The sequence below is a fragment of the Carboxylicivirga caseinilyticus genome (genome assembly GCF_050589785.1).
GTDB classification, from domain to species: Bacteria; Bacteroidota; Bacteroidia; order Bacteroidales; family Marinilabiliaceae; genus Carboxylicivirga; species Carboxylicivirga caseinilyticus.
The window spans coordinates 24,167-50,285 of record NZ_JBNGOX010000014.1; the positions used below are offsets into that span (position 1 = coordinate 24,167).

The window sequence follows — 26,119 nt, forward strand, 5'->3', positions numbered from 1 at the left end:
GATAAAAATGAAAACGAAAATATTTTTAGCACTTCTTGCAGTAGTAACGCTCATGTCGTGCAACAGCAACAAAAAGGAAAACAGTGAAGCCGGGGAACATGCAGAGCATGAAGGCCCCGAAGGTGTGGTAATGCTGAACGAACTTCAGCGTGAAGCCTTAAATCTGCAATTGGGTAATTTTCAAATGCGAAACCTTACCACACTGGTAAAAACAAACGGACAACTTGAAGTACCACCTGCTGCCAGTGCTGATGTTACGGCCATTATTGGTGGAAATGTAAAAGAAATAAAGGTTTTTCACGGCGATAAAGTAAATAAAGGTCAGGCGTTGGCCATACTGGAGCATCCTGATTATATTGTCCTTCAGGAAGAATTTGCCGAAACAGCCAACAAACTCGAATTTCTTGAACAGGAATATGCCCGTCAGAAAGAACTTTTCGAAAATAACGTGGGTGCAGGTAAAGACTTCCAACAGGTAAAATCGGAATACAACACAGCCAAAGCACGTTACGAAGGTTTAAAATCAAGGCTTCAACTGCTCAATCTTTCGCCCGATAAAGTAAAAGAAGGAAGCATTTCAAACACCATTTCCATACTTTCACCCATCAACGGCTTTGTTAATGATGTGAATATTAAGGTGGGAACCTATGTCGATGCCAAAGACCAGCTTCTTAGCATTACCGACAACCGGGAAATACATGCCGACTTTATGGTGTATGAAAATGATGTACACCTTATAGAAAACGGGCAAAAAGTTGATTTTACCGTTTCCAACCGTCCGGGCGAGGAATTGAGTGCAACCATTTTTGCCATCGGCAAAGAATTTGAACCCAACACCAGGGCAGTACACATCCATGCACGCCTCGATAAAAATCCGGGCAACCTGATTCCGGGCATGTATGTTTCGGGGCATATCCACACCGATGAAAATAACACCCGAACCCTTCCTAACAATGCTGTGGTTGCCGAAGGAACTAAATCCTATATCTTTATTTTGGATGAATCGGTTGAAGCAGAAGAACACGAGGGGCATGAACATGAAGCAGTAGCAGAAAACGAAGAAGGACACGAAGGACACGACCATGAGGCTGAGGAAAACCATGAGGAACATGAGGGCGAAGCAGGACACGAAGACGAAAATGGGGGTCATGTAATGGCTTTCCGCATGGTAGAAGTAATAACCGGAAAGCAAGACGGTGGCTACACCGAAATAAAGTTGCTCAGTCCCTTAGCTGATGATACTCAAATTGTAATGAACGCAGCATACTATCTGCTGGCCGATATGAAAAAAGAAGAAACAGAACACGAACATTAAAAATCAGGATTATGAAACGAACTTAAATTTTCAGCATTCTAAATTCAAAAACAAGAATGATTAAAATTTATGTGAGTTCCTGAATGGATTCAAATTTTTTAAACATTTAGAAATTAAAAAATTTTAAACAGATGAAAGAAATAAAAGCATTTATACGCCCCAATAAAGTGAATGATATTGTTCACCATTTAAAAGATGCAGGTTTTGAGAACATGACCATTTCATCGGCAGAGGGAACGGGAAAGTTGCAGGATGAAGCCGCATTTGTTTCCCAAAAATTTTCAATTACCGACAGCGAGGTGGCCAAACTTGAACTTGTTGTCAATAAAAACGATGTGGACAAAGTAGTACATATTATTTCGGAGCAGGGCAAAACCTTAAATCCCGGCGATGGTATTATTTATGTTTCGGATGTAAACCAAATTTACCGGGTGAAAGATGGTTTGAAAAATGGAAATTAATTAGATAAATAGCCGTGGCGGCTTCCGGGTTGCCACGGTTTTTATAATTTTAGTGCAATGCAAAAATCACATTACCATATTACAAAAATGGACTGCCCCTCGGAGGAGAACCTAATCCGCATGAAACTGGATGGTGTTGACGGCATCCATCAATTGGAATTTGATATTGAAAACCGTAAGCTTTCCGTCTTGCATTTGGGTAAAAATGAAGAAATCACAAAACAACTGGAAAGCCTGAAGCTGGGTGCAAATCTTATTGAATCTGAGACCATAACTGATGCTGACTTTCAACCGGAAAGCACGGGCAGTCAGTCCAAATTACTATGGACGGTGCTGATTATCAATTTCAGTTTTTTTATTATTGAAATTACTACAGGTTTTATATCCGGCTCAATGGGATTGGTTGCCGATTCGCTTGACATGCTTGCCGATGCTGCTGTTTATGGCTTGAGTTTATGGGCTGTGGGGACAGCGGTTGCCCGTAAAAAGAAAGTAGCAACATTAAGCGGATATTTTCAACTGGCACTGGCAGCTATTGGCTTCATTGAAGTCATCCGAAGGTTTATCGGAGTGGAAGAAATACCTGATTTCAGGATGATGATTGGAATTTCGATATTGGCACTTATAGCCAATTCCGTTTGCCTGTACTTGCTTCAAAAATCAAAAAGCAATGAAGCACACATGAAAGCCAGCATGATTTTCACCTCAAACGATGTGATTATTAATACAGGTGTTATCGTTGCCGGGGTTTTGGTATTGCTTACGCAATCGAAATACCCCGACCTGATTATCGGAGCAATCGTCTTTTTGATTGTGGTAAGGGGAGCTTTCAGGATTTTAAAACTAGGGAAATAAATTTAAAATCTTATGGCACATTCACACGGACATTCACATGCAACAAACAAAAGTTACGGAAAAGCTTTTGCCCTGGGTATTGGATTAAATGTAATCTTTATTGCCGTTGAAATCATTTATGGTTTAATTGCCAACTCATCTGCTCTGCTCGCTGATGCAGGACATAATGCCAGCGATGTGCTCGGCCTTGTTTTTGCATGGACGGCCATTTGGCTTGCATCCATCAAACCGCGGGGCAAATACACCTACGGGCTTCGAAAAACAACCATCCTTGTTTCAATTTTAAATGCCCTTCTGTTGTTTGGTGCGGTAGCTGTTATCGCATGGGATGCCATTGGTAAATTTAAAAACCCTGAACCTGTGGCTGGCAGTCAGGTAATGATTGTTGCCGCCATTGGTGTAGTCATCAACACCTTAACTGCTTTGCTTTTTATGAAAGGCCAGAAAGACGACCTGAACATAAAAGGTGCATTTCTGCACATGGCAGCCGATGCCGGGGTATCGCTGGGTGTTGTTGTGGCAGGTTTGTTAATCAACCTCACCGGAAAACAATGGATTGACCCACTTACAAGTTTTCTTATCATTGCGGTTATCGTTTGGGGAACCTGGCGTTTGTTTACCGATTCAGTCGATTTAGCCTTAGATGCCGTACCCAAACATATTAACCTTGAAAAAGTCAGGGAATTTCTGCTGGCACAAAAAGGAGTGGAAAACATTCACGACCTGCACATTTGGGCAATGAGTACTACAAAGGTGGCATTGACAGCACACCTGATAATACCTGAAGGCATTAATGACAATTTTATAGGCGATTTGCAACATGAACTCGAACACGAGTTTGGTATCAACCATACCACGCTTCAAATCGAAAATAAAAGTATAGAAGAAGATTGTGAAATAGATTGCTAAATCTGGCTTATGGAAATAAAATATAAATCAACAATCACTTGCCCCGACTGCGGATACCAAAAAGAAGAAACAATGCCCGAGGATTCCTGTCAGTTCTTTTATGAATGTGAAAATTGCAAAACCATACTAAAACCAAGGCAGGGAGATTGTTGCGTGTTTTGTTCGTATGGTTCAATTATATGCCCAGTATCCACAAAAAAATAAAACATTACTATTTTTCACTTTCGTAGTTTCTATTTTTCTATATCTTAGCTACGCTATCCGTCAAGGGTATAATTGGAAAATTATGCCCCACATACTCGATTATTGCCTGCAAGCAAGTCCTATTTCGGGGCTTTTAGTTGTTTGCATCCACCAATCACACCGAACACTTTCGGTTTTTAGTGCCAATTCCGGCAAAGTCCACCAAAGCATCTCAATTTTCCAACAAAGCTGGATAATTCAGGCTGATTATACCCTTCAAAATCGGGTCTGCCCTAAAAAGCAATTGAATTATCCTCTGGAAGCACCCAAAAGCATTTCGAACATCCTCAAAAGTCCTGAAAAGGAAGAAAAAGCAGTGTCAAAGCACTTGACAAGCCTGCATTTTCAAGCTTTTTCAGGGCTTTTTGCATTGTATTCACCGCTTTATCCGACCGCTTATGACCTTCCGTAGAACCGTATTGAAGCAGGATTTGGTAAAAAAACTGTACCCGGACAGCATTTCCATTAGAAGTGCCTTGCAGTTACTGCGCAATGAAATCGACCTATGCCCGGAACTAAAGGAACGAATCAGCCGGGCTGGCCACATGCGCAAGCACACCTACAATTTTGAGCAGTTGCGGCTCATACTGGAACACTTTAGCCTCACACCCGAAGATTACAACCAACTATAACAGACGAATGAACTATTTTCAGAACATCACCGACTTGGAACAGGCCAAGCAAAGATACCGCACCTTGGCCAAAGAACTGCACCCGGATAAAGGTGGTTCTGCCCTTCGGTTTCAGCAAATGCAAGAAGAATACAAAACCCTGCTATTGGAACTGCAACGCAAGCAAGTAGCCCCTACCGGACAAAACAATCCCCAGCAATCCGATATTATGGCCGAGCTGGGCAAACTGGCCAAAGTCCTCATTCAGAAACAAGTCCCCCAGCGATACCTGCAAGAGAAAATCAAAAAGAGCCAATCCCCAATAGAAAAAAGTCTGTTCTCCAAACTGGTGGATTTTCTCAATGAACTTGAAATTAAATAGCCACCATCGGTAAAAAATAAACCGCTCAAACCATTACCGCACAAGGCCAGCCAATAACGGCCAAACCCTTACGTGCCTGCTGTTTTAAGTTTGCTTCCCTATGGAATCAAGCACAAAGAAAATAGTAGGCACATTGGCCGTTGTGGCAGCCATCGGAGGCGGTTTCTACCTGTTCACCAAAGGCAAAAAGCTACTGGCCGGGGCAAAGATGAACTTCGCCCTTTTGGGTTTCCGCATCCATAAGCTCACCTTACAGGAAGTCCAGTTTGCAGTAAAGCTCCGCTGTTACAACCCCACCAACGCACCCATTACCCTTGCCATCAATCAGGTGGTGGCCAAATACAAGGGTTCCGACATTGCCTATTCCACCCCCGACATTAAAGGATTGACCATTCCAGCCGGACAAACCAAAGAGCCGGAAATCACCTTTCAAGTGCCTTACCTGAACCTCATGGGTAAAGGCTTGTCAACGGCTGTACTCCAAAACACGCAGCAGCTCAAGGCCGATATGACCTTCACGCTCACCCTCAGTATCAACGGGGAAACCATCACCACCACGCAAAACCTAACAGACGAAAATATGAACGGACTAGCATCGGGACAACTCGGTATTGTTTCCGGCCCACGCAATACAAAAGACGGACGACAGTTCAACCACCTGATAAAACGGGCTGCCGGAGCCAGTACCTTTATCAAGAACGGCAGTGTGCTGGAGACGGTGGAGAGCTGCATCAACATCATTGCCGACCACTACCGGGAAGTCGAGGAACTGGCCGCAAACCTAAAAGCGGATTCGGTAAAAGACACCTGCCGCAACATCTTTAATTTTGCCTACACCTACCTGCAATACCAAAAGGACGAGGACGGAACCGAACAGCTCCGCACACCAGCCCGAAGCTGGTTGGACGGGCAGATTAAGTTCCGGCAACAGGGAAACACAGATTCAGGAATCGACTGCGATGATTACAGCATCTTTTGCGGCTCCATCCTCAAATGTCTGGGCATCCCCTTTAAGTTCCGCATCACCAAGTATGACGGCAAAAGCTACTACCAGCACATCTATGTGATTGTTCCGGCACAGGGCGACAGCGAAGATGAGATTGTCATCGACCCGGTACTTTCCAAGTTCGATTACCAGAAGCCATACAGTTATGAGAAGTCCGACTTCAACATGTCGCCGTTGCAAATGCTCGGTGGCCTTCGTGGCATCAACGGACTGACCGGAACGCTGGGGCTGGGCTTGCCCATTTACGCCCTCTCCGGTCTGGATATGGCTGGCGGACGCATTGCCGATGAAGACCACCCCGAACTCATGGCCATCATATCAGGGGTTGACTTTGATGATGCCATCAACGGGCTTGGCAGTGCCGATGATGCCACACTCAACTACCTGACACGCACCCGTGACTTCCTGTTGAAAAGCAAGGAGAACAAGGGCAAGATGTCACACATCCAGAACCCCGATCAGTTCATCAGCATGATTGACCAAGCCATCAAGTTCTGGAACACCCCTCAGCGTGACCAAGTGCTGGACAAGCTGGCGACCATAGAAGACAAGCTGGCCAAGAGCGGCTTTATCAAATACGATTCGGAGGCCATGCAGGGATTGGCTGAGCTTGACAATTTGGACGAAGAACTGGATGGGTTGAACGGCCAAAGAAGCCTTGGCGGCTTTTTCAAGTCCCTCAAACGCATTGGCAAGAAAGTGGGCAAAGGCATTAAAAAAGGAGCCAAAGCCGTTGCCAAAGTCGGCAAGAAAGTGGTGAAAGCCATCGTTCGCTTTAACCCTTTGTCCATTGCCATTCGCAATGGACTGCTGGCTGCCATGCGCCTGAACATGTTCGGCATTGCCAAGAAGTTGCAATATGCCTTTTTGCCAGATAATCTGGCCGCTAAGCACAACATCGACCCACAAAAGCTGGCCGACTTGAAAAAGCGTTACGCCAAGGTACGAAAGCTCTTCGATGGTTTACAGGGCAAAGAGAAGAACCTTCGCTCGGCCATTTTGAAAGGGGCAAAACAAAAAAGCCCGGACTTTTCGGTGAAAGGGGTTCAAGGCATCGTGGCCGGATTGCAGGGCTTGGAAGCCATTGGCCAGTTGGCCGAATTGGGCAGTCTGGGTGTGGCGGCCACCGCAGCATCGGTGGGTGCAGCAACCGGGGTGCTGGCAAAAATCAAGAGCTGGCTCCAGCCAGTTACCAACATCTTCAAAAAAGCCAAAGAGAAGATTGTCGCCCGTAAGCAAGCCAGACAACAGGCAACGCAGGCACAGCCGCAACCGCAAGCATTGCCGCAACCCCGGAACATCATCGACACCAGCGAGGCATTCACAGAGAACCTCACACCAATAATGCCGATTGTGCCAACGGCCAGTTACACCATCCCCAGCCTTAGCCCGGCAAATGCCAACACACCGTATTTGCCATCGCCCACCCCCACGAATATGGCACGCACGCCCACAGCGGTCAGCCCGACCAAGGGCATCAGCAAGGGAGCCAAAGTGGGCATCGGATTGGGACTGGCCGCACTCATCGGAACCGGGGCTTACTTCATGTTCCGGGACAAGGGCAACAAACCCAAGACCACCACTTCCCCCAAGGAAACACCCAATAAGAAATCGTTGGGGCGCATAGAACTCAGTTAAAACCAGTACTTAAATTTTATAAACATGGCAGTAAGAAAAAAGACTTCGAGAACCCCGACCACTTCGGCACGGGCAACCAAGATTGACTTTATGAAAGCCACCAACAACATTGGAAAACCCGTTGCTGCCATAGCAGGGTTTGCCGTTGGCAAGTATGCTTTGAAAAAGTTATCGAAAAGCCAGACCGTAACCGGGCTGATGGGAACAGATATGAAGGATTACATCCTTCCGGCAGCCGTCACGATGGGCGGTTTGATTGGCACACAGTTCACCAAAAACGAATACATCCAGCTAGGCTTGGTGGGTGCGGCAGGTGCAGGCGTGGAAGCCATCATCAAGAAAGCCACCGGGAAGACCATCCTGCAAGGATTGGAGGGCTTAATCGGTGACGATGAAACCCCCGACTTTGAGGATATGAGCGGCCTTCGTGCCTTGAATCCGGTCACCCAAGCACTTCCGGCAGCCGATATTGACATCGAGCGGGAAATCCAACGCTCGGTATCGGGTGCAGCAGACTTCTCCATGTCGGACGAACCCATTGGAAACATCACCACCGATTATTCCATGTCGGATGACCCCATCGGAAATATGGACTATTCGGATGATGTGGTTGGCTCACTGGCCAAAATCAATCCCGACAGCATGGACTTCGACATCTTTTCGGGCGACATGATGGAATCCTGAAGCCTTGGGGCAAAGCAATTCAATACAGTAACTCAATTTTTAAACACAAAAAAAAGTAAAAATCATGGCAGACATTAATGAGCAGAATGATTTGTACCCTTCAATGGAAGAAATTGAAGGTTTGGAAATAGCGATTCTCAACAAGGAAGAGGACGCTTTGGAGAGGGATGAAGACCAAGACGATGCCGTTGAAGGCATTGGTGACTTGGGACGTGCAAGGCGCAAACAAAAACGTCAGGTGCGCAGGGTCAAGCGCAGCGTGAGCCGCAAGAATGCGGTGAAGCGTTCCTATAATGCCGGGGCAAAAAGCACCGCAGTCAAAACAGGTTTGACCCGTGACTTGACCTCCAAAGGCCAGTTTGAGTTGCGCCGCCAGCAGTTGCCCCCTGAAATCCAGAAGGCCTTGAAGGATGCCCGGATGCAGACGGTGGATGCCGCCATCTACACCATTAAGAGCATCAAAGACCGCTCGGACATCGACCTGATGGAGGCATCGGACGACAAGAAGACAGGCCGCACCAACCTGAACCGGGCGCAGTTGGATTCGGGAAAGTATTTCCTGTTGACCGACATCGTGCTGGAATACGCACACGGCTCATCGGAAGACGACAACGACCCGGCTGATTACTCTTTCGGACAGTTCGCCTTCCCTCCGCAGATGATTAACGGAACCTTTGAGATGACTTTGGGAACCAAGGTTATTCTGCCCGAAATCTCCTGTGCCGTGTTCGATGACAGCGACACCAACAAGCGCAAGTTCCTTTACAAGCTGGCCAACCCCAAATGGTTGAAGCCCTCGATGGACATCACGCCCAAGCTGAACATGCCCAAGGCGGTGACCGGGGACAAGGTGTTTAATCCGGCGGTAAAGATTACCCTGTTGGGAACCATGACCGAGAAAGCGTAGAACCATCCTGTTTGCCGTCAGAACCAAGAGCAAAACCATACTAAACTTTGGCTCTGTGATGACCGCAAACGATGCGTCCATAAATCTTCAGGGACGGTGATTAAAGCCGTCCCTTTTTTCTAAAACCAATTCAAGCAATGGAAACAAAAGAGATAAAAACGCCCAGCCCCATCAAGAAGCTTCAGGTCATCAAGTTTGAGGTGAAAAAAGGCCAGACCTATGAGTTTAACGGCAACACCAAGACCGAACACGACCGCATCAAAGGCATCTTCCTTCGTCTTTCCAACCCCAATGCTTTGCAGGGCGCCACGCTCCGGGTATGGATTGATGATACCGAGATTATCCCTGACGATACCGAAGTCGCCCTGCTGCACCACAACGATGACCTCTCCATTCAGGATGTGGCCTTTCCCTTGGATGAGAAAGCCAAGAACAGCCCGGTTCGCATCATCTACAAAGACGACAGTGCCAACCTTGCCGTGGCCGACAGCTACCACGTTAGGGCTTACCTGCTGGCCGAAGTAAGCAAGAAGTAACCTTTCAATCCCCTCCAAGAAATGAAACGATACTTTGTCATCACCCACCAGTCGCAGCACAACGGCCATTTGAACGTGCAGGACTTACTCCCTGCATCGTGCAAACTCATTACCGGGGTGACGGTCGTTGCCACGGTGAAGCAAGCCGGAGAGATGGAAGACACCACCCGTGAATTGGTCTTTCCACAGGCGTTGATTACCAACCTGACCAAACTGGACGGCATTGCCGGGCTGTTCTATTCCTACCTGCGCACCCGCTCCAGTGAAGCGGAAAGCCGTGAGTATTTTGATGCTTCCATCTTACCTGAGATTACCAGCGTGTTGGCTCAAAACATCCTGTACACCTGTTTGGATGCCACTCAACAACAACAGTTGACCGACAACCTTTCGCAGCTCTTTCTGTCCGGGTTTGCCGATTACCTCTACAACGAAGTGGGGCTTTACGAGAAAGGCAAAGGCATGAGCAATACGGACTTTGCCGATTTCATAGCCCAGCACATTTTGATGTTTGCCTACCTGAAAAAGGAAGAGGTTTTCTTTCATACCAAACAGGCATACAAGCAACCCGAACCATACGAGTGTGGCAACATCAGTCTTTTAATCAACGGGAACAGCTTTTTGCTCCGGGATTACATGTTGACGGCCAACCGCAAGGTGCGCAACCTCAAAAAGGAGATTATCCCTTTCCACGAGCCTCTGGAGGTGAACTCCAATATCCACACGGTTTTTAAAAGCAACAAAAACAGCGATGGCAGCACCCTGACCATTAGAATCTATATCGAATATGAACACAAGTGAGTTACTCCATACCATCGCCAAAGACCGCATTGCCGGGCTGAGAACCATCGACAGCTACCAGCTAAAGCCTGTGGTGGTCAATGTAACCAAGGCCGACCAGACCATCGACCTGAAAAACGACATGTGGATTCTCAACACCCAAAGGATTCCGGCATCCATCACCGGGCTGGAGCTGGTCAGCAGCGACAACGTGTTCACGGCCACCCCCGATGAATACGAGTTCATGGATGAGTACCGCTATCAGGTTTTTACCGATTACATCGACATTAGAACCGAAACGGATGAGTTCAAGCCCTTCCGGTTGGAATTTGTAAAGATTATCCCTCACCGCAATTGATTAAGCTATGTTAGATTACAGAGAACAGATAAGCAGCATATACAACTTTTTAAAGCGTTCGGAAGCCGAACAGAAGTACCCTTACGCTTACGAGATAGTCCTTTTAACGGGCATTGATGAGACCGCCCTGACCTCACGCACTTCCGGCAGCAGCAAGTTCAATCAGGACATTGAAAATGCCGTGGAAAAAGCCAAACAGGCTCACGGGATGCTCCGGGTGGACGTGTATGGCGGCAAAAGCCCCAATGCCCGGAAACTCAACACCTACACGGTCAATGTAAGCGGCTTATTGAACCCACCCAAACCAAGTTTGGAGAAGGAAGAAATCCAGAGCCTCATTAAAGCAGAAATCAGCCAGATACCCAAACCACAAAGCGGGTTGGGTGACTTGAACAGCCTATTGGGCATGTTCACCGGGAACAGCGAAGGTTTGCAGGGCATTGAAGGGTTGTTTGGCCTTTTCAATACCATATCGGGCAACAACAAGGAGATGGACAGAATCAGCTACCAAAAGCAGTTGGACGACTTCAAGTTCGAGACCCGGTTCAACACCCTTCAGGAACGCTACGAACAGCTCCGAAGCGAGAATGCCGAACTACGAGTGGAGAAAGAACGCTTCCTGAACGAGAACAAGGAGCTGAAAAGCGAAAAGATAGACCTTGAAAACCGTCTGGCCGGATACGCCCCCAACGAAATCATGAAGCGTGTGGCCATTGGTGCGGTGGCAACCCTTGGCGGACGGCTTCTGAGCAACAGTCCCAAAACGGCAGAACTCCTTGGACTGACGGCCAACGAACTCAAAGGGGCATTGGGCTTTGTGGATGAGCCAACCGACAACACGGGTATGTCACAGACCAATGTGGAAATAAGCGAGATAGGCGCACCCCAATCACCGGAGGACAAGAAGAAAGCCGAAATCATCAAGAACCTTTCCGATGCCCTCTCTACATGGGAATTACAGGACGTGGCCAAGATAGCCAACATCGTGGGCTTGTGCCTCGACCGGGCTGAACTCATCAACAAAACGCTGGCCTTTTTGAGCCAATCCATCAAGGGAACCCCGGCAGGCGAACCCGAACAGGTGGAACTGGAGAGCGAGGAACTGGACAACTAAAAACCCAAGGATATGAAACGAGCCATGAGCAACCCTTGCTCACACAGGAGGAAGATTATTGGCGAGTTCCATCTGGCCGATAAAAATCAAATTACAAACAGATGAAAAAATTCAAAGTAGCCATCACCATCGAAGCCGAAACGCCCGAAACGGTTCAAAAAGTAGGCAACCTCATTCAAAATGCCGTCAACAAGGTGGAGCAAAAGGACATCATCCGACTGCTGGAGAAGGTGTCACAGAATCCGGGCATTGTTAAAACCGCCTTAAAGTTCATCTAATGGATGCAGCGCAAGCAAATAAGGCGGCCATGATAACCACTGGCATCAAAATCGGTGTCCCGGTGGTGGCCATTGGTGTGGGCATTTACCTTATCCGCAGGGCTATCAAAAAGAGAAGCAACCCGGACGGGACTTCCTCACGGGTAGCCCCATCGCTAAAGGATACGGTCATCGAAACGAAAAACCTGACCATCACCCCATCCGATGCCGCCCTGTTTGCCAACACCCTCTATGGAGCCATGCTGGACTTTGGAACGGATGAGAAGACCATTTACAGCACCATCGACAAAATAGCCACCAAGGATGACATGCTGCTGGTGATAAAAGCCTTTGGCATGAAGCAATACCTCTGGGGAACCCGTGCGGCATTCATTGGTCAGGATTACAATCTGGTCGGCTGGCTGCGCTTTGAGTTAAGCGAGGGCGAGCTGGCCAAAATCAAACCCAAGTTCGACCAGTGGGGTATTCCGCTATAAACACCGATACAACTATGGACAAGAAGCACAAGAAGATATTATTTATTTCGGGAGGGGTGTTGACCACCGGGGCAATAGTGACCACCGTTTTGCTGATTCGAAGACGAAACAAGCGCAAACGTGGGCTATTGCCCCCAAGTGGTTCCGATACACGGCCAGCCAATATCCTGACCACCAACAGCAACACCTTGCCGTCCAATTTCCGCAACTGGAACGGTGGCAGTGATTACCTGTCTTCGGCTCCAAGGGGCATCCGCAACAACAATCCGGGCAACCTGATTTTCACCAACATCAACTGGACGGGCAAACTGCCCAAAGAGCAGAACAAGGACAGGCGTTTCGAGATGTTTATCGCCCCTGAATATGGTATCCGTGCCATGATTAAAGACCTGAAAAACGACATCGAAAAGGGTAAGAACACGGTTCCGGCATTGATGACCGAATACGCCCCCCGGTTTGAGAACAACACGGATGCTTACATCCAGATGGTATGCAAGGATTTAAAGGTCAGTGCCACGGCCAAGCTGTTGCCGACCAAGAATACCCTGCGGCTATTGGTTCACTCCATCAGCCGGGTCGAAAACGGGGGCAATTTCATCACCAACGAGCTTTTTGACAAGGCTTATGCAATGATTTGAATTAGAGTATTAACGATTTATCACGACATAAATGGCAACAATAAAGATGTTCAGTGGAGACACGCCTCCACTCTTAAAGCAAGGAGAATGGGCTAGTGACGGCAACTATGCGTATCTGGGGATGGAAAACGGGGAATACAAGGTCTTTCAGGGTGTGTTCGACATGGCCAAAGACCAGAAGGTGACTGGCTTTAAATACAGTCTGGATGAAAAAGCCATCATCATCCCCAAAGGCACGCCCTTTTCAAAGCTCCAGCGATTGTTCAACACCCTGCCCAAAGCCTTGAAGTACCACACCAACGAAAAGGCCAGCATCGACATCATGTTTGAAAACGGAACCTACGTCAACGACTTGGGGACTTGGCTGGTGTTGCGTGACTTCTCTTACCAAATCAACATCAAATCGCTTACCAACAAGATGGACGGCACAGTTGGTTCTTACGTCAAGCCTGTGGTTTTCCAAAGCGATAAGGCCATCGAGGTGTACAACAGTGCCGTCAACTTTGCGGACATACGCTTTGAGTATTTTGATGCGGTCAGCGGTGCAGTGGCCTTCCTGAACAGCACCATCAATATTGACGATTGCTGTTTTGATGCCAAGGTTAACCAGTGTTGTGCCTTAGACCGGGGTTACAACAAGATTGTGTTTTCGGATACCTACTTCAAGATGAACCGGGACGTTCAGGATTCCATTTTGGACAAGGCTTCCGTGGGTTCGTTCATCAACATTGCCAGAAGTAAGTCGGCAGCGGAGTTCCGTCCAAAGACCATTGTGAAATCCCTCAGCGGTGGGATGATTATTGCCGGGAACGTGGAAGACCTTTTGATTGCTGAGAAAAGCCCGGTGTATATGCCCAATGGCGGTGTGGAGATTCACGGTGGATTTGTCACCAACCCCAATGGCAACATCGACATTGCCGTACCTACCAAGCTTTCACAGTTGGAAAACGACCTGAACCTGACCAACGATTACACCCGGCTGGAAAACAGGCCCACTACCATCACCCCGGAACAGGCAACAGCCATCGAAGCCTCAAAAAGCAAAAACAGCTATCCACAAGCTGATGCGCAAAAATTGGCAGGCATTGAAGCCAATGCCACCGTTGGAGCCGATTGGAACACCAATGTGCAAAACAAACCTGTCACCATCACGCCTGAACAAGCAGCGGCCATTGAAGCCAATACCGCAAAAAAGAGTTACCCGGAGGCTGACAAGCAAAAACTGGCAGGGATTGAAGCAAATGCCACCGTTGGAGCGGACTGGAACACCAATGTGCAGAACAAACCTGTCACTATTTCACCCGAACAGGCCGCAGCCATTGAAGCCAACACGGCCAAAAGAAACTACCCGGAAGTCGATGAGCAGAAACTGGCCGGAATCGAGGCCAATGCCACCGTTGGAGCGGACTGGAACACCAACGTGCAGAACAAACCTGTCACCATTTCACCTGAACAGGCCGCTGCCATCGAGACCAACACGGCCAAACGAAACTACCCGGAAGGGGACGAACAAAAACTGGCCGGGATTGAAGCCAATGCCACCGTGGGAGCCGACTGGAACACCAATGTGCAGAACAAACCTGTTACTATTTCACCCGAACAGGCCGCAGCCATTGAAACCAACACGGCCAAAAGAAACTACCCGGAAGCTGACGAGCAAAAGCTGGCAGGGATTGAAGCCAATGCCACCGTGGGAGCTGACTGGAATACCAATGTCCAGAACAAACCAGTCACCATCACCCCGGAACAGGCGGCAGCCATCGAGACCAACACGGCCAAACGAAACTACCCGGAAACGGACGAACAAAAGCTGGCCGGAATTGAAGCCAATGCCACCGTGGGAGCCGATTGGAACACCAACGTGCAAAACAAGCCCGTTACCATTTCACCCGAACAGGCCGAGGCCATCGAGACCAACAGCCAAAAACGAAGCTATCCACAAGCAGACCAAGAAAAACTGGCCGGAATTGAGGAAGATGCAACCGCAGGAGCTGACTGGAATACCAACGTCCAGAACAAACCCGTGACCATCACCCCGGAACAGGCCGCAGCCATTGAGGCGAACACTTTAAAGAACAGCTATCCGCAAGATGACAGGGAGAAGCTTGTCAGCATTGAGCGCAACGCCACCGTTGGGGCAGATTGGAACCAGAACCTTCAGAACATCCCCGATTTTCTGAAAAAGTTCATCCAGATATATGCCGACACTGGCTTTTTTGCCGGGGAAGATTGGGAAGCCAAACTCACCGAGATTCTCAATTTCCAAATCAACTTCATGAAAAACTTCGTGGATGCCGATGTGCAAAGCCTTTCGGTCAACATTGCCGGGAACAACCTGAAGCTGACATTCAAGGATGAAACGGATAAAACGATTACCCTTCAATAAGATTTGAATGGATAAAAATGGCTACATATCCAAGGTTCGGGAAGAACTAAAAGCAGGCCACAGGCATTCCAAGACCACCATTGAAAGCCTTGCCAAGGGGTTTGGTATCACCAACAAAAACTTGGTTAAGGAGTTCACTGAGCTGGCCATTGTGCTGAATGCCCGTGAGATTGCTCACGACAGCTCCCTTACCACCTATGAGAAGTATCTGGATATTGTAGCCCTTTACCAATCACAAGTCAACCTCTCCATGCGCACCAGCATGAGCGTGCTGATGCAGCAATATTCCACGCCTGCACCCATTTCGTTACTGGCTTCCAGCTATGTATTGAAACAAGATGGGCTGAGTGGCTACAAGGCGTTTAAGAACATTGTCAAGGGCGACAAAAACGCCAAGATAGTAGGCAATGCCCATTTGCAACCGGAGCGCAGCCATCAGGAACCACTCTATCTGGAGCCATCGGCAGGAAACGGATTGTTGACCATAGCCTTGCCCTATCACCAGACCTATGTGAACGAGCTGGATGATGTGCGCTTGAGCAATCTACAAGACCAGCCTTTTGCCACGGTCAGCAGTTGGGATGCTTTACAACCTCCCTATGCTTTTCGTCAGAAGTTTGATGGTGTGGTGACCAATCCGCCTTTTGGTGCATTATCTGAACCCATCCTGTTTGGCAACTTCCGGATTAAGCGGATGGAACATGCCATGTGTCTGGCCGCTTTGCGCTGCATGAAGGACGATGGCCGTGCCGCCATCATCATCGGTGGCCACACCACTTGGGACGAGCAGGGACGGGTGACAGCCGGGCATAACCGCATTTTCCTGAACTACCTCTACCATTTTTACAATGTGGATGACATCATTCCCATCAACGGTAAAAAGCTCTATTCCCGTCAGGGGACTTCCATCAACACCAGATTGATTCTTATCAACGGGGCAAAAGACAAACCCGAAGGGGCAGCACCACTTGTAAAGACGCATGGCAATGCGTCTCTAAAAACCGTGGTCAACACCCACGAGGAACTATGGGAACGGGTGGGCTTGGACAAATCAACCAGCAACGACATGACAAAAATGAAACTTCGGGCAAAGGCCATCCTGCTCAAACAGAAACAGCAATCCTTGGGCGGTCTCCGTGCCAGAAAAGATGAGTTCTGGACAGAGGTTAAAGGCGACATCATCCTAGTGAAGAAGCTCCCCAACGGGATGATTGAATACGATGATTTCTTCAAAGGAAAGGTTCGGAACATTCGCATGAAAAGCGAGCTGTTCAAGCGCAAGGCCGATGCCACCAAATATTTTAAACACTCCTAAGCTATGAAGTCGAATATTTTATTTCAAAAGCAAAGCATTACCATCAAATTCAACCAAAAGCCACCCCGACATGTTGGCTCCCGGTTGGTTGAATTGGGCTTTTCGACCAAGGACAACAAGAGCTTTGTCCGCTCCAAGAAGTTGGCGCAAAACGAACATGAATACCTGCAAGGGATGCTTGGTCACAAAGGGTTGGGCATGGCCTATATCCCGGCAGCCGAAAAAGGGTTTATTCTCGATACCACCGTACCTGACAGCATGGGACATGAGATGCACATTGCCATCCGTAAAATCAAAAAGAGCATCGGTCAGCCGCTATTCGATTACGTAGCCGGAAAGTTGGATTATTCCAATGATGAGCTGGTAAAGGCATTGAGTTGTGAGCAGATTGATGCGGTTTCACTGGCTATCTACAATATTGAAAAACGCCATCAGGGTATCATCGTGGGCGACCAGACCGGGATTGGCAAAGGCAGAACCGCAGCCGCCCTCATCCGCTATGGCGTGAAACAAGGCTTGCAGCCAGTGTTCCTTTCCGAAAAGCCCAACCTGTTTACGGATTTGTACCGTGACCTCTCCGACATTGGCAGCTCCGCCCTTGTGCCGTTCATCGTGAATGCCAAGGAGAGCAAGACCAACATCATGGACAAAAGCGGTGAAGTGGTCTATTCAGCACCGGAAAAGCCCACACAGGACAGAATCATCAACAACCAGAACGTGCCGGGCAGTTACAACTTTGTGTGTGCCACCTACTCGCAGTTCAACCAGCCCAAGAAGCCAGCCAAACAGCAGTTTTTGAGTGCCGTTTCCGGTGGTAACATCATCATTATGGACGAAGCGCACAACGCTTCGGGCAGCTCCAATACAGGTGAGTTTATGCAGGACGTGCTGCGCCAAACTAAAGGCGTGTGTTTCCTGTCGGCCACCTTTGCCAAGCGGCCTGACAACATGCCCATCTATGCGCAAAAGACCTCCATGAGCGATGCCAACATGACCAGCGAGGATTTGGTGGAAGCAATCACCAAGGGCGGTGTGGCCTTACAAGAGATATTGGCCGCACAATTGGTTTCAGAAGGTCAAATGATTCGCAGGGAACGCTCCTTTGAAGGTGTGGAAGTCAACTACATTGAGCTGAAAGAGAAAGCCGCCCAGCAAGCCGATACCGCAGATAAGATAACTTCCATCATCCGGGACATCATCGGCTTTCAGGAAAAGTACATCAACAAACAGGTGGAGCAGCTCGATAAGATTGCCGCAGCCGAAAGCAAGGAAGTGGAAACACGCAAAGGAACCGAGAAAGCCGGGGTTGACAACATCCCCTATTTCTCCAAGGTGTTCAACGTGATTAACCAGCTCCTTTTCAGTCTCAATGCCGAAGATGTGGCCGAACATGCCATCAAGCGGTTGAAGGAAGGCAAAAAGCCAGTGATTGCCTTTGCCTCCACAATGGGCAGTTTCTTGGAGGACATGGCCAAGCCGGATGACATTATTAACGGTGATTTCTCCATTGTGCTGGAGAAAGGTCTGGACAGTGTGCTTCGCTACACCGAAAAGGACATTGACGGCCAGAGCGAAGGCAAGACATTCAACATCTCCGACCTTTCGGAAGATGCCCAATTTGCTTACCGGGATATTCTCAAACGCATTGAGAAAGCATCTACAGGAATTACCATCAGTCCATTGGATTTGATTATCCAGAAAATTCGTGAAGCCGGGTATTCAGTTGGTGAGGTGACCGGGCGCAAGCTTTGTGTGCAGTACAACTCCACAAAGAAAGGCAATACCACTGCCTTAGTGTTGAACCGCAAAAAGGAAAACACGGCCAGCCTATTCCGCCAGTTTAACGACAACGAAATCGACTGTTTGCTCATCAACCAATCCGGTTCCACCGGGGCATCGGCTCATGCCATTGTCACCGACAAGGTTCCGGCAGAAAAGGTCAAGCAACGGGTGATGATAATCCTCCAGCCGGAGCTGAACATCAATACCGAAATACAGAAGCGTGGCCGCATCAACCGCACCGGGCAAATCATGAAGCCGATTTACGACTACATCATCTCATCCATCCCGGCACAGAAGCGGTTTATGATGATGCTCAAAAAGAAGCTCAAATCACTGGACGCTAACACCACCTCCAACCAGAAAAACAGCAAGTCGCAACTGGAATCGGATGACTTCCTGAATAAGTACGGAGACAAGGTAGTCCGCCAGTACATGCTGGAAAACCCGGAGCTGAACAAAGCCTTGGACAACCCCTTGAAATTTGAAGGCAAGGACGGTGATGAAACGCCATCCGAAGGCGATGCTTCCAAAGTGACCGGGCGTGTGGCCGTGTTGTCGGTGAAGGAACAGGAGAAGTTTTACGGAGAGGTGATTGAGCGGTACAACGACTATGTGGAGTACCTCAAACAATCTGGCGAGTATGACCTTGAGGTGGAAGTCTTAGACCTGAAAGCAGAGACTTTAGACCGCAGAGTGGTGATTGCCGGGAAAGGTGGCCGTTCGGTATTTGGGAACGATACCTTTCTGGAAAAATGCGAGTGCAATGTTTTAAAGAAACCTTATGGCAAAGCAGAACTGGAAAAGCTCATCCAGAAACATCTGGAAGGAAAAGACACCGATGCCATAGCTGAAGAAATCATCCAAGGCCACGAAAAGCATCTTCAGGCCAAACTCAACGAGGACTTAAAGGAAATTGAGACCAAATACAAGGAGCTGGTTGCGGATATTGTCAATGAAAAGTCGTTCCAGAAGATTCCGGTATTTGACAAGGCCGCCCAGAACGCATACTTGGCCGAACGCACCGAGGAACTTGAAACGGCCAAACAGGAAGCCATTTCCCGGACACATACCCAGAGCGAGAACCGCAAAAACTATCTCAATAGCTTCTTTCGTTTCTTTCGCACCGGGCATGGTTATTTCTACCCGGCATTGAGTTTTGAGGCCGACAGTAGCGACAATTCCTATTGCATCTTCCTAGGCTTCGACATCAATCCCAAACGCAAAAACCCGTATGCACCGTCAGCGGTGAAGCTTCGCTTTGCCATTGCCGACAGCCGTAAATACATTGTCCTTCCGGCTTCGGGTGACACGGCCAAGGAGATTGAGCGCATTCAGGCCAGAAGTTTTCAGCTCACTACCTCCCAAAAGGAAAACCTGATTAACCGTTGGGACGAAGCCATCAAAGCCTACACCTCTGACCGACAAATCCGCTACATAGTTACAGGCAACATCCTGCAAGGTTCGGCTGATTTTTCCGGCAAACTGGTGAGCTATACCACCAAGGGCAAAGGTGTTCAAAAAGGCATCCTGATGAGTGAGGCATGGTCGCCCGACAATGGCGACAGCAAGGCCAATGCTTATGTGGTGGCTCCCATTGCCAAGCTGCAAAAGCACATCATGAGCCTTCGCAGCGGTGCGACCATCAACACCGAGAACAAAATAAGCATCGTGCGCCATTACGATGGGAACTTCCAAGTAATCATGCCCAAGACCAAGAGCCACATTCCCATCTACACCGACAAGGATGTGGTAAAGCTTCTGGTCAATAACCGGGACGGCTTTGAAATGGTCTCCGGCAACATGAAAGCTTCGGTGACGGAAAGCAACATGCCCAAGCTGTTGCAAATCTTTGGGGAACGGTTCAGCCTTTCGGTGAAGATTCCCCGGCATTACTTCGATGAATACCTTGAAAAGGATTCAACCCGAACTGACACCGTGGACAGCCTGACTAAGGAGGCGATGGAACTATTCGAGCTGGATAAAAAGGAGTTTCCTGAGCGGCTGGCCAAGCAAAAGCAGGGTTTTCAGAAAAGCAAAGCGGACAACGAGGATAAGACCAAAGCATTAAAGTTGGTCAAGCTCAGGGCTAAAGCCATCCTGATTCTACAAAAGCAGATGCGCAACGTGGCCGGATTGGGTTCCCATCCTAAAATCAAGACCATCCTATGAGCAAGGCAAAGAAGATTCAGCTCCGCACTGACCGCTTTCCTGAACTTCGTGGCCTGCCTGCCGCTTTGGTAGGTATTGACGATGAAGTGGAAAAAGCCTTACAGGAGAAGCAAAAGAACCGTCAATACAAGGATGCCGGAAAACGGGTGCATGGCTCACGTAAGGAGCAGGCCATGTACAGCAAGCTTATCAGCTCCAGCGACCTGCAAAGCATCGAACAGGACGAGGCCACGGCTATCGAGCTGGTGAAAAAAGACAAGGTTTTCCCAAAGGTTGACCCACAACTGGAAAAGGAAAACGGTACGGATTCAGGGTGCGCTTTCCTGAAGGTAAAGCTTCGTCAGGCATTCCCGGCCACACCCCATGCCAACACCAAGCTGGCACGGGAGCAATACGTGAAAATGGCTGAGGCTTTCAATACCGTCTTCAACGAGGCCGTGACCATTGAAGACTTAAAGAAGCTCTTGCCCATCGCTACCGATGGGCAAATCGTACCTAATACAGACTTCGGGATGCTGTTCGGAAAGCAGCTCCGAAATCTGGTATTCGTGCTATATGGCTATGGCAACGGTGTGGGTGCAGCCAAGCAAACGTTGATTGATGCACGCAGGTATTCAGGCATTTCCAGAGAGAGAGCCTTGCCGCACTACAACAACCTAAAAGCCTATTACGACCGGATTATCGAACGCCAGCAACATTGCATTGATTCGGCCAAGCAGATAATCTCCGAGGCAGACATGAGGCAGCACCGGACAAATGACCTGACCTTTCGGGGCGGTATGCTCAGTAGTGTTCGCACCGTGGAGCAGTACGTCCAGTATGTCACGCAGGTGTGTACCCGGTTTATTGGCGACCACCAAAAGGAGTTCAACCAGAAAAAAGAAGAGTTCCCCAACAAGGAATTTGAACCGGACTGGTCATGGGCGAACATCAAGAAAACAGCAACCACCCAAAGCAGCTCCAAGCCCAAGATGGAGGCCGTACCCTTGGCCTACATCAAGCGCACAGGGGGATTCTTGATTGAGGAAGCGGATGAAAAGACGGTCATCGAAAAGCTGCATTTCAAATCGCTCACATTGGGCAACTATGTGAAGGACAATGAAGCGCAGGAACATATCCGTCATTTTGTGGCTGCCATCGTGGATTTGTGCGAAGTGTTGGACATCAACCTCTCCATCAATGAAAAACTTGCCATTGCCTTCGGGGCTTTTGGCCGGGGCGGTAAAGCGATGGCCACTTATCACCCCACACGCCAGCTCATCAACCTGACCAAGCGCAACGGGGATGGTTCGGTAGCCCACGAATGGGGGCATTTCTTCGACCATTATCTGAATGGTTTTGCATTGACCAAACCAGCCTTGCGCTCCGAGCAGTATTTAGACCTGTTAATGGATAAGTTTGGCAGCAGGCGCAAATACCTGACCAGTTCACGCTCCTCTATGAGCTGGGATTATTTCATCAGTGAGATGGAGTACAACCTGAAAAACCATATCCCGGACAGCCCCCTGCTTAAAAGCATGGCCGGAATGGTAGCCATGCTTCGCTTTGGGTATTACCACATCGAGGGGACGATGGTCAGCTACCATCAGGACGACATCAAAGGCAAAAAGCCAACTGACAGTTTCCTGTATTACCATTCAAAGCTGCAAGGTTCCTATTGGAGCAACATCGCCGAAATGTTTGCCCGGAGCTTTGAGTGTTATGTGGCCGATAAGCTCAAAGAGCAAGGCCGGGTGAACAACTATCTTGTTTCGGGAAGCTTATTTGGCTTCCCGGTCTATCCGCAAGGCAAGGAACGGGCGTGCATCAACAAATGCTTCGACCACCTGATAGCTTCCATGAAAAGTCATCTCTCCGTCAAATCCTTTACCCCATTCACCACCCAACGAGCCGATGAGTACATCGACCTAAACCAAGAGGGAAAGGTCAATAAAGGGGTGATTGTCGGTAAAGAGCGCAAGCTGAAGCTGGCCAAAATACGGGCTAAGGCCATTATCATCAAGCAAAAACAAGCCCTTTCCAAGGGCAGCGAATAATATACAAACGTGTTAGAACTTAATATCATACAGCATGAAACTGACAATAACCAATTACAAGGAAGCCACAAAGAATATTGATTTCAAGAAACTGCCCGAAGCCGCTCAGGAAGCGCACAAGGAGTTCAGCTCCTTTGCCGAGTTCTACAACGATGACAAGGACATCAAGGAGATGCTGGATAACCACTTCCGCATTGTGGAACCCTTTCTGAAAGATGCACCCAAGAAGGCTTCGGACAAGAAGAAATCCACGGCTTCCAAAAAGTCGCCAAAGAAAGCCTCTCAAAAGTCTGAAAGCAAGAAGACGGCTTCCAAGTCACGCCAGAAAAAGACTGCAACCCGGAAAGCGACAGCCCGGAAGAAGGCCGCACCCAAACAAATCAAGCGCAAGCCTAATGAGGTAGCGTTAATGCCTTTGGAGATAAAAATCATCAAACGCTATCTGTCCATGCACGGGCAAAAGGTCTCCGAACGGCAGGTGTCGCTTCTTTACAAGGTCATCCAGAAGGCGGCCACCGAAAAGACCATTCGCAAAACCAGCAAGTATGCCGATGAAATCAGCAAGATTGGAAACGACCTTGCCAGCACTTACAAACAGATGGGTTCGTCCTGCACCTTTGAGATTCCGGATGCTTTGCACAGCAAGCTGAAAAACATTGTGGACAGCTACGGTGTCAGTCCGGCCATTGCCCTTATCAAGCGGTTCATCAACCTGTATGGCAACATCACCATCCAAAAGGCGCAACGCCTGTTGGCCAGCATCAAGAATGCCAAGAAAAGCGGTAAGGTCAGCTCCGGAGACAATGCCTATGAACGGGTCAACCAAGTGCAGAAACATCTGGAGGACTACCTTGACAGCGACAAACTGTTGGTGACCAATATCCAACTAAACGGCCTGAAAGGAGTTGCCGGAGTGGGAAAGTAAAAGCCACTTCTACCAAGCCCTTGCGTAGGGGTGGCAATGATTTACAGGGGTTAACAGGAACCACAAGTCATGTGGTTTCTCCGGGACAGGTGGTATCGGCTGACCAATTGGCGAAAATGAAGTTCTCCACCTTCGCCATTGGTGGAAAGTTCGGCAAGCTGTTGGGCAAACCATACAAGCCTTTTTACCTGATGATTTACGGCAACCGCTTTAACGGGAAAAGCTCCGTGGCCATGCTCTTGGCCGATGAGCTGGTCAAAGGCGGGTTGAATGCTTTGTATGTCTCCAACGAGGAAGGTGTGAAAGGCTCACTTCAGGAAAAGTTGTTGCGCTTAAAAATCGGCAGTCCCATTCATTTTGTGGAGGACTACAACCCCAAGCAGTTCCGGGGTTATGATGCCGTGTTTCTCGACAGTACCCAGACCGTAGGCATGAAGCCCGATGAGTTCAAAGCACTCAAAAAGCAGTACCCGGATACGTCCTTCATATTGGTGTTCAAAGCGAACCGGGACGGCAGCTCCAAGGGTGGCAGCGATTGGGAACATGATGTGGATGCCATCATGCACATCGAGAACCAGAGTGCCACGATGGAAAAGAACCGCTTTCCGGGCGGCAGTACCGAAACCATTAAAATGTTTTAGTCATGGAGGAAGTAGCCGTCAAACTGTTTTGGGTGACCGTGGGAACCACCGGGTCGTTGGTGGTGGGTGTTGTCTCCTTTCTTATACGGAATGCCATTTCAAAGAATGCCACCAAGGAAAATGTGAATGCCAAGACCGATTTACTGGAGAAGGACATTTCGCACCTGACCAAAGAGATGGATGCTTGTGAGACCAAGTTTGCCATCCTGCACAAACGCATATCCGATTTACGGGACAGCTCCAAGGAGATTTACGTCAGCAAGGAGCTGTTCCACCAAACCATTAAGCAGCTCAATGAGAAGCTGGATACCATCTTAAAATTCGTAGAGAAATAATGAGACTATTTGGAAAACTAACCAATGCCGGGGTGACAGAAACCCTCAAAGAAGGCACGAAACTCATTGATGAGATATTCACCACGCAGGAAGAAAAGCTTCAGGGAAAAATGGAGCTTTTCAAAATGGCGGTTGCCGACAGGGATTCTGCCAGAAGCATGTATGCACAGGATAGCTGGCTGCAAAAAGCATTTGCCATCTTCTTTCTTTTGTCATGGTGTGGCCTGACTTTTATAATGCTCAACTACTTTGTTTTTCGGAATATCAAGCTTGATGATTGGCAAATAGCTTTTGTGAGCAGTATCAATGGAGGTATTTCAACGAAGTTAAGCACCATCATCGACTTCCTTTTTGGAGGGGCAATTTCCGGAGTAAACCAAGTAAACCTTAAACCTAAACGTAAGAATGAACCTTCCAAATTTGAGTAGTCTCAAATTTGGAAGCTCTTTCTGACCAATAAAAAATTAACATGAATCAGAAAAAAAAGACATTTGATGAATTGTTTGATACCGTAATCCGCCATGAAGGATATTATGCCAATGTAACCGGAGATAAAGGTGGCGAAACCTACATGGGTATCGCCCGAAATTTACACCCAGAATGGGAAGGTTGGGCTGTGATTGACGTTTACAAAACGGAAGTGGGGAAAATAAAGCACAACGCCAAAATTGAAATTACCGGGTTAACCTTCTTGGTAAAGGAATTTTACAGACATACTTTTTACCATACATACCGTATTGAATCCATCAACAGCGGGGCTTTACAGGAAATCATTTTAGACTGGTGTGTCAACAGCGGTTATTGGGGAAGCACAGGCGTACAAAAAGTCCTGAACCGCTTTTTTGATTGTGACCTTAAAATGGATGGGATAATCGGAAACCAGACTATTGCTGCAATTAATTCCTCTGACCCGGAATCACTGTTTAATGCCATCAAAGCAGCTCGGATTCACTACTATCACGTTATTGCCAGAAAAGACGAAAATGCAAAGTTTTTGGTGGGGTGGTTGAGAAGGGTGGAGACAATAAACTTTTGAAGGTTTTGAGCTAATAAATATCTCCCGGTTTATTTAGTCAAACTTAAAGTGTTAATTAAAAATTTTGTCATATTTTAGTGGGAAATTTAGTTCATAATCACGAACTTAAAAGCAAATTACAACATTAACAAAGGAGGTATGTCATGGGAATTAAACCGGGTCCAAAAAGAACTGCGAAATCAACAGGAAAACCAGATAGACGTCAACGGGATAATAAGGAAACTCCCGGCAATACACCATCACTAAAGCCACACAAGCATAAGAAAGGTGATTAGAAGTTTAATGTGCATTGCGATAAATCTTGAT

Annotated in this window: 27 protein-coding genes; all 27 read left to right on the top strand. The window is 48.1% G+C overall.

Going from position 1 to position 26,119, the window contains the following annotated elements; all coding sequences use genetic code 11:
• The first annotated feature begins 7 nt into the window (after nucleotides 1–7).
• A complete protein-coding gene (locus ACRD62_RS09185) occupies nucleotides 8–1,315 on the top strand; it encodes an efflux RND transporter periplasmic adaptor subunit (RefSeq protein WP_319401706.1) in 1,308 nt (435 codons plus the stop codon).
• Nucleotides 1,316–1,446: 131 nt separating this feature from the next.
• The gene (locus tag ACRD62_RS09190; protein ID WP_107823859.1) at nucleotides 1,447–1,776 is read left to right on the top strand and encodes a P-II family nitrogen regulator; all 330 of its coding nucleotides are present in this window, start codon (nucleotides 1,447–1,449) and stop codon (nucleotides 1,774–1,776) included.
• Nucleotides 1,777–1,833: 57 nt separating this feature from the next.
• Nucleotides 1,834–2,631 (top strand): cation diffusion facilitator family transporter, encoded by a 798-nt coding sequence (locus tag ACRD62_RS09195; protein ID WP_319401707.1) that lies wholly within the window; start codon nucleotides 1,834–1,836, stop codon nucleotides 2,629–2,631.
• A 12-nt stretch (nucleotides 2,632–2,643) separates the two neighbouring features.
• Entirely contained in the window at nucleotides 2,644–3,540 is an 897-nt protein-coding gene (locus tag ACRD62_RS09200; protein ID WP_319401708.1) for a cation diffusion facilitator family transporter, read from the top strand.
• Between the two features lie 9 nt (nucleotides 3,541–3,549).
• Entirely contained in the window at nucleotides 3,550–3,744 is a 195-nt protein-coding gene (locus tag ACRD62_RS09205; RefSeq protein WP_111446937.1) for a GDCCVxC domain-containing (seleno)protein, read from the top strand.
• 82 nt (nucleotides 3,745–3,826) lie between these two features.
• Nucleotides 3,827–4,195 (top strand): hypothetical protein, encoded by a 369-nt coding sequence (locus tag ACRD62_RS09210; RefSeq protein ID WP_430819839.1) that lies wholly within the window; start codon nucleotides 3,827–3,829, stop codon nucleotides 4,193–4,195.
• 227 nt (nucleotides 4,196–4,422) lie between these two features.
• The gene (locus ACRD62_RS09220) at nucleotides 4,423–4,776 is read left to right on the top strand and encodes a DnaJ domain-containing protein (protein WP_430819840.1); all 354 of its coding nucleotides are present in this window, start codon (nucleotides 4,423–4,425) and stop codon (nucleotides 4,774–4,776) included.
• A 100-nt stretch (nucleotides 4,777–4,876) separates the two neighbouring features.
• Nucleotides 4,877–7,420: a hypothetical protein gene (locus ACRD62_RS09225; protein WP_430819841.1), complete on the top strand. Its 2,544-nt coding sequence runs from the start codon at nucleotides 4,877–4,879 to the stop codon at nucleotides 7,418–7,420.
• 24 nt (nucleotides 7,421–7,444) lie between these two features.
• The gene (locus ACRD62_RS09230; protein WP_430819842.1) at nucleotides 7,445–8,104 is read left to right on the top strand and encodes a hypothetical protein; all 660 of its coding nucleotides are present in this window, start codon (nucleotides 7,445–7,447) and stop codon (nucleotides 8,102–8,104) included.
• Between the two features lie 64 nt (nucleotides 8,105–8,168).
• Entirely contained in the window at nucleotides 8,169–9,011 is an 843-nt protein-coding gene (locus ACRD62_RS09235; protein ID WP_282592290.1) for a hypothetical protein, read from the top strand.
• Nucleotides 9,012–9,148: 137 nt separating this feature from the next.
• Complete coding sequence (locus ACRD62_RS09240) at nucleotides 9,149–9,547, top strand: hypothetical protein (RefSeq protein ID WP_111447049.1); 399 nt, start codon at nucleotides 9,149–9,151, stop codon at nucleotides 9,545–9,547.
• 21 nt (nucleotides 9,548–9,568) lie between these two features.
• Complete coding sequence (locus ACRD62_RS09245) at nucleotides 9,569–10,345, top strand: hypothetical protein (protein ID WP_430819843.1); 777 nt, start codon at nucleotides 9,569–9,571, stop codon at nucleotides 10,343–10,345.
• Nucleotides 10,332–10,682, top strand: a complete 351-nt coding sequence (locus ACRD62_RS09250; RefSeq protein WP_111447100.1) for a hypothetical protein — start codon at nucleotides 10,332–10,334, stop codon at nucleotides 10,680–10,682. Before ACRD62_RS09245 ends, ACRD62_RS09250 begins: the two co-directional genes overlap by 14 nt.
• Nucleotides 10,683–10,689: 7 nt before the next feature.
• Nucleotides 10,690–11,796 (top strand): coiled-coil domain-containing protein, encoded by a 1,107-nt coding sequence (locus ACRD62_RS09255; protein WP_430819844.1) that lies wholly within the window; start codon nucleotides 10,690–10,692, stop codon nucleotides 11,794–11,796.
• Nucleotides 11,797–11,897: 101 nt separating this feature from the next.
• Entirely contained in the window at nucleotides 11,898–12,074 is a 177-nt protein-coding gene (locus tag ACRD62_RS09260) for a hypothetical protein (RefSeq protein ID WP_170124437.1), read from the top strand.
• Nucleotides 12,074–12,550 (top strand): hypothetical protein, encoded by a 477-nt coding sequence (locus ACRD62_RS09265; protein ID WP_111447053.1) that lies wholly within the window; start codon nucleotides 12,074–12,076, stop codon nucleotides 12,548–12,550. Before ACRD62_RS09260 ends, ACRD62_RS09265 begins: the two co-directional genes overlap by 1 nt.
• A 14-nt stretch (nucleotides 12,551–12,564) precedes the next feature.
• The gene (locus ACRD62_RS09270) at nucleotides 12,565–13,188 is read left to right on the top strand and encodes a hypothetical protein (RefSeq protein ID WP_430819845.1); all 624 of its coding nucleotides are present in this window, start codon (nucleotides 12,565–12,567) and stop codon (nucleotides 13,186–13,188) included.
• Nucleotides 13,189–13,219: 31 nt separating this feature from the next.
• Complete coding sequence (locus tag ACRD62_RS09275; RefSeq protein ID WP_430819846.1) at nucleotides 13,220–15,574, top strand: hypothetical protein; 2,355 nt, start codon at nucleotides 13,220–13,222, stop codon at nucleotides 15,572–15,574.
• Nucleotides 15,575–15,581: 7 nt separating this feature from the next.
• Nucleotides 15,582–16,889 carry a hypothetical protein gene (locus ACRD62_RS09280; RefSeq protein ID WP_430819847.1) on the top strand — a complete coding sequence of 436 codons (1,308 nt, stop codon included), beginning with the start codon at nucleotides 15,582–15,584 and terminating at the stop codon, nucleotides 16,887–16,889.
• Nucleotides 16,890–16,892: 3 nt separating this feature from the next.
• Nucleotides 16,893–20,840: a strawberry notch-like NTP hydrolase domain-containing protein gene (locus ACRD62_RS09285; RefSeq protein ID WP_430819848.1), complete on the top strand. Its 3,948-nt coding sequence runs from the start codon at nucleotides 16,893–16,895 to the stop codon at nucleotides 20,838–20,840.
• Complete coding sequence (locus ACRD62_RS09290; protein ID WP_430819849.1) at nucleotides 20,837–22,876, top strand: LPD1 domain-containing protein; 2,040 nt, start codon at nucleotides 20,837–20,839, stop codon at nucleotides 22,874–22,876. Before ACRD62_RS09285 ends, ACRD62_RS09290 begins: the two co-directional genes overlap by 4 nt.
• 34 nt (nucleotides 22,877–22,910) lie before the next feature.
• Entirely contained in the window at nucleotides 22,911–23,801 is an 891-nt protein-coding gene (locus ACRD62_RS09295) for a hypothetical protein (protein ID WP_430819850.1), read from the top strand.
• A 116-nt stretch (nucleotides 23,802–23,917) separates the two neighbouring features.
• Complete coding sequence (locus ACRD62_RS09300) at nucleotides 23,918–24,442, top strand: P-loop NTPase family protein (RefSeq protein WP_430819851.1); 525 nt, start codon at nucleotides 23,918–23,920, stop codon at nucleotides 24,440–24,442.
• Nucleotides 24,443–24,444: 2 nt separating this feature from the next.
• Nucleotides 24,445–24,777 (top strand): hypothetical protein, encoded by a 333-nt coding sequence (locus ACRD62_RS09305; protein ID WP_111447060.1) that lies wholly within the window; start codon nucleotides 24,445–24,447, stop codon nucleotides 24,775–24,777.
• A complete protein-coding gene (locus ACRD62_RS09310) occupies nucleotides 24,777–25,205 on the top strand; it encodes a hypothetical protein (protein WP_430819852.1) in 429 nt (142 codons plus the stop codon). Before ACRD62_RS09305 ends, ACRD62_RS09310 begins: the two co-directional genes overlap by 1 nt.
• 41 nt (nucleotides 25,206–25,246) lie before the next feature.
• Entirely contained in the window at nucleotides 25,247–25,813 is a 567-nt protein-coding gene (locus tag ACRD62_RS09315) for a glycoside hydrolase family 108 protein (protein WP_430819853.1), read from the top strand.
• Between the two features lie 143 nt (nucleotides 25,814–25,956).
• Nucleotides 25,957–26,088 carry a hypothetical protein gene (locus ACRD62_RS09320; RefSeq protein WP_262328674.1) on the top strand — a complete coding sequence of 44 codons (132 nt, stop codon included), beginning with the start codon at nucleotides 25,957–25,959 and terminating at the stop codon, nucleotides 26,086–26,088.
• The last annotated feature ends 31 nt before the right edge of the window (nucleotides 26,089–26,119 follow it).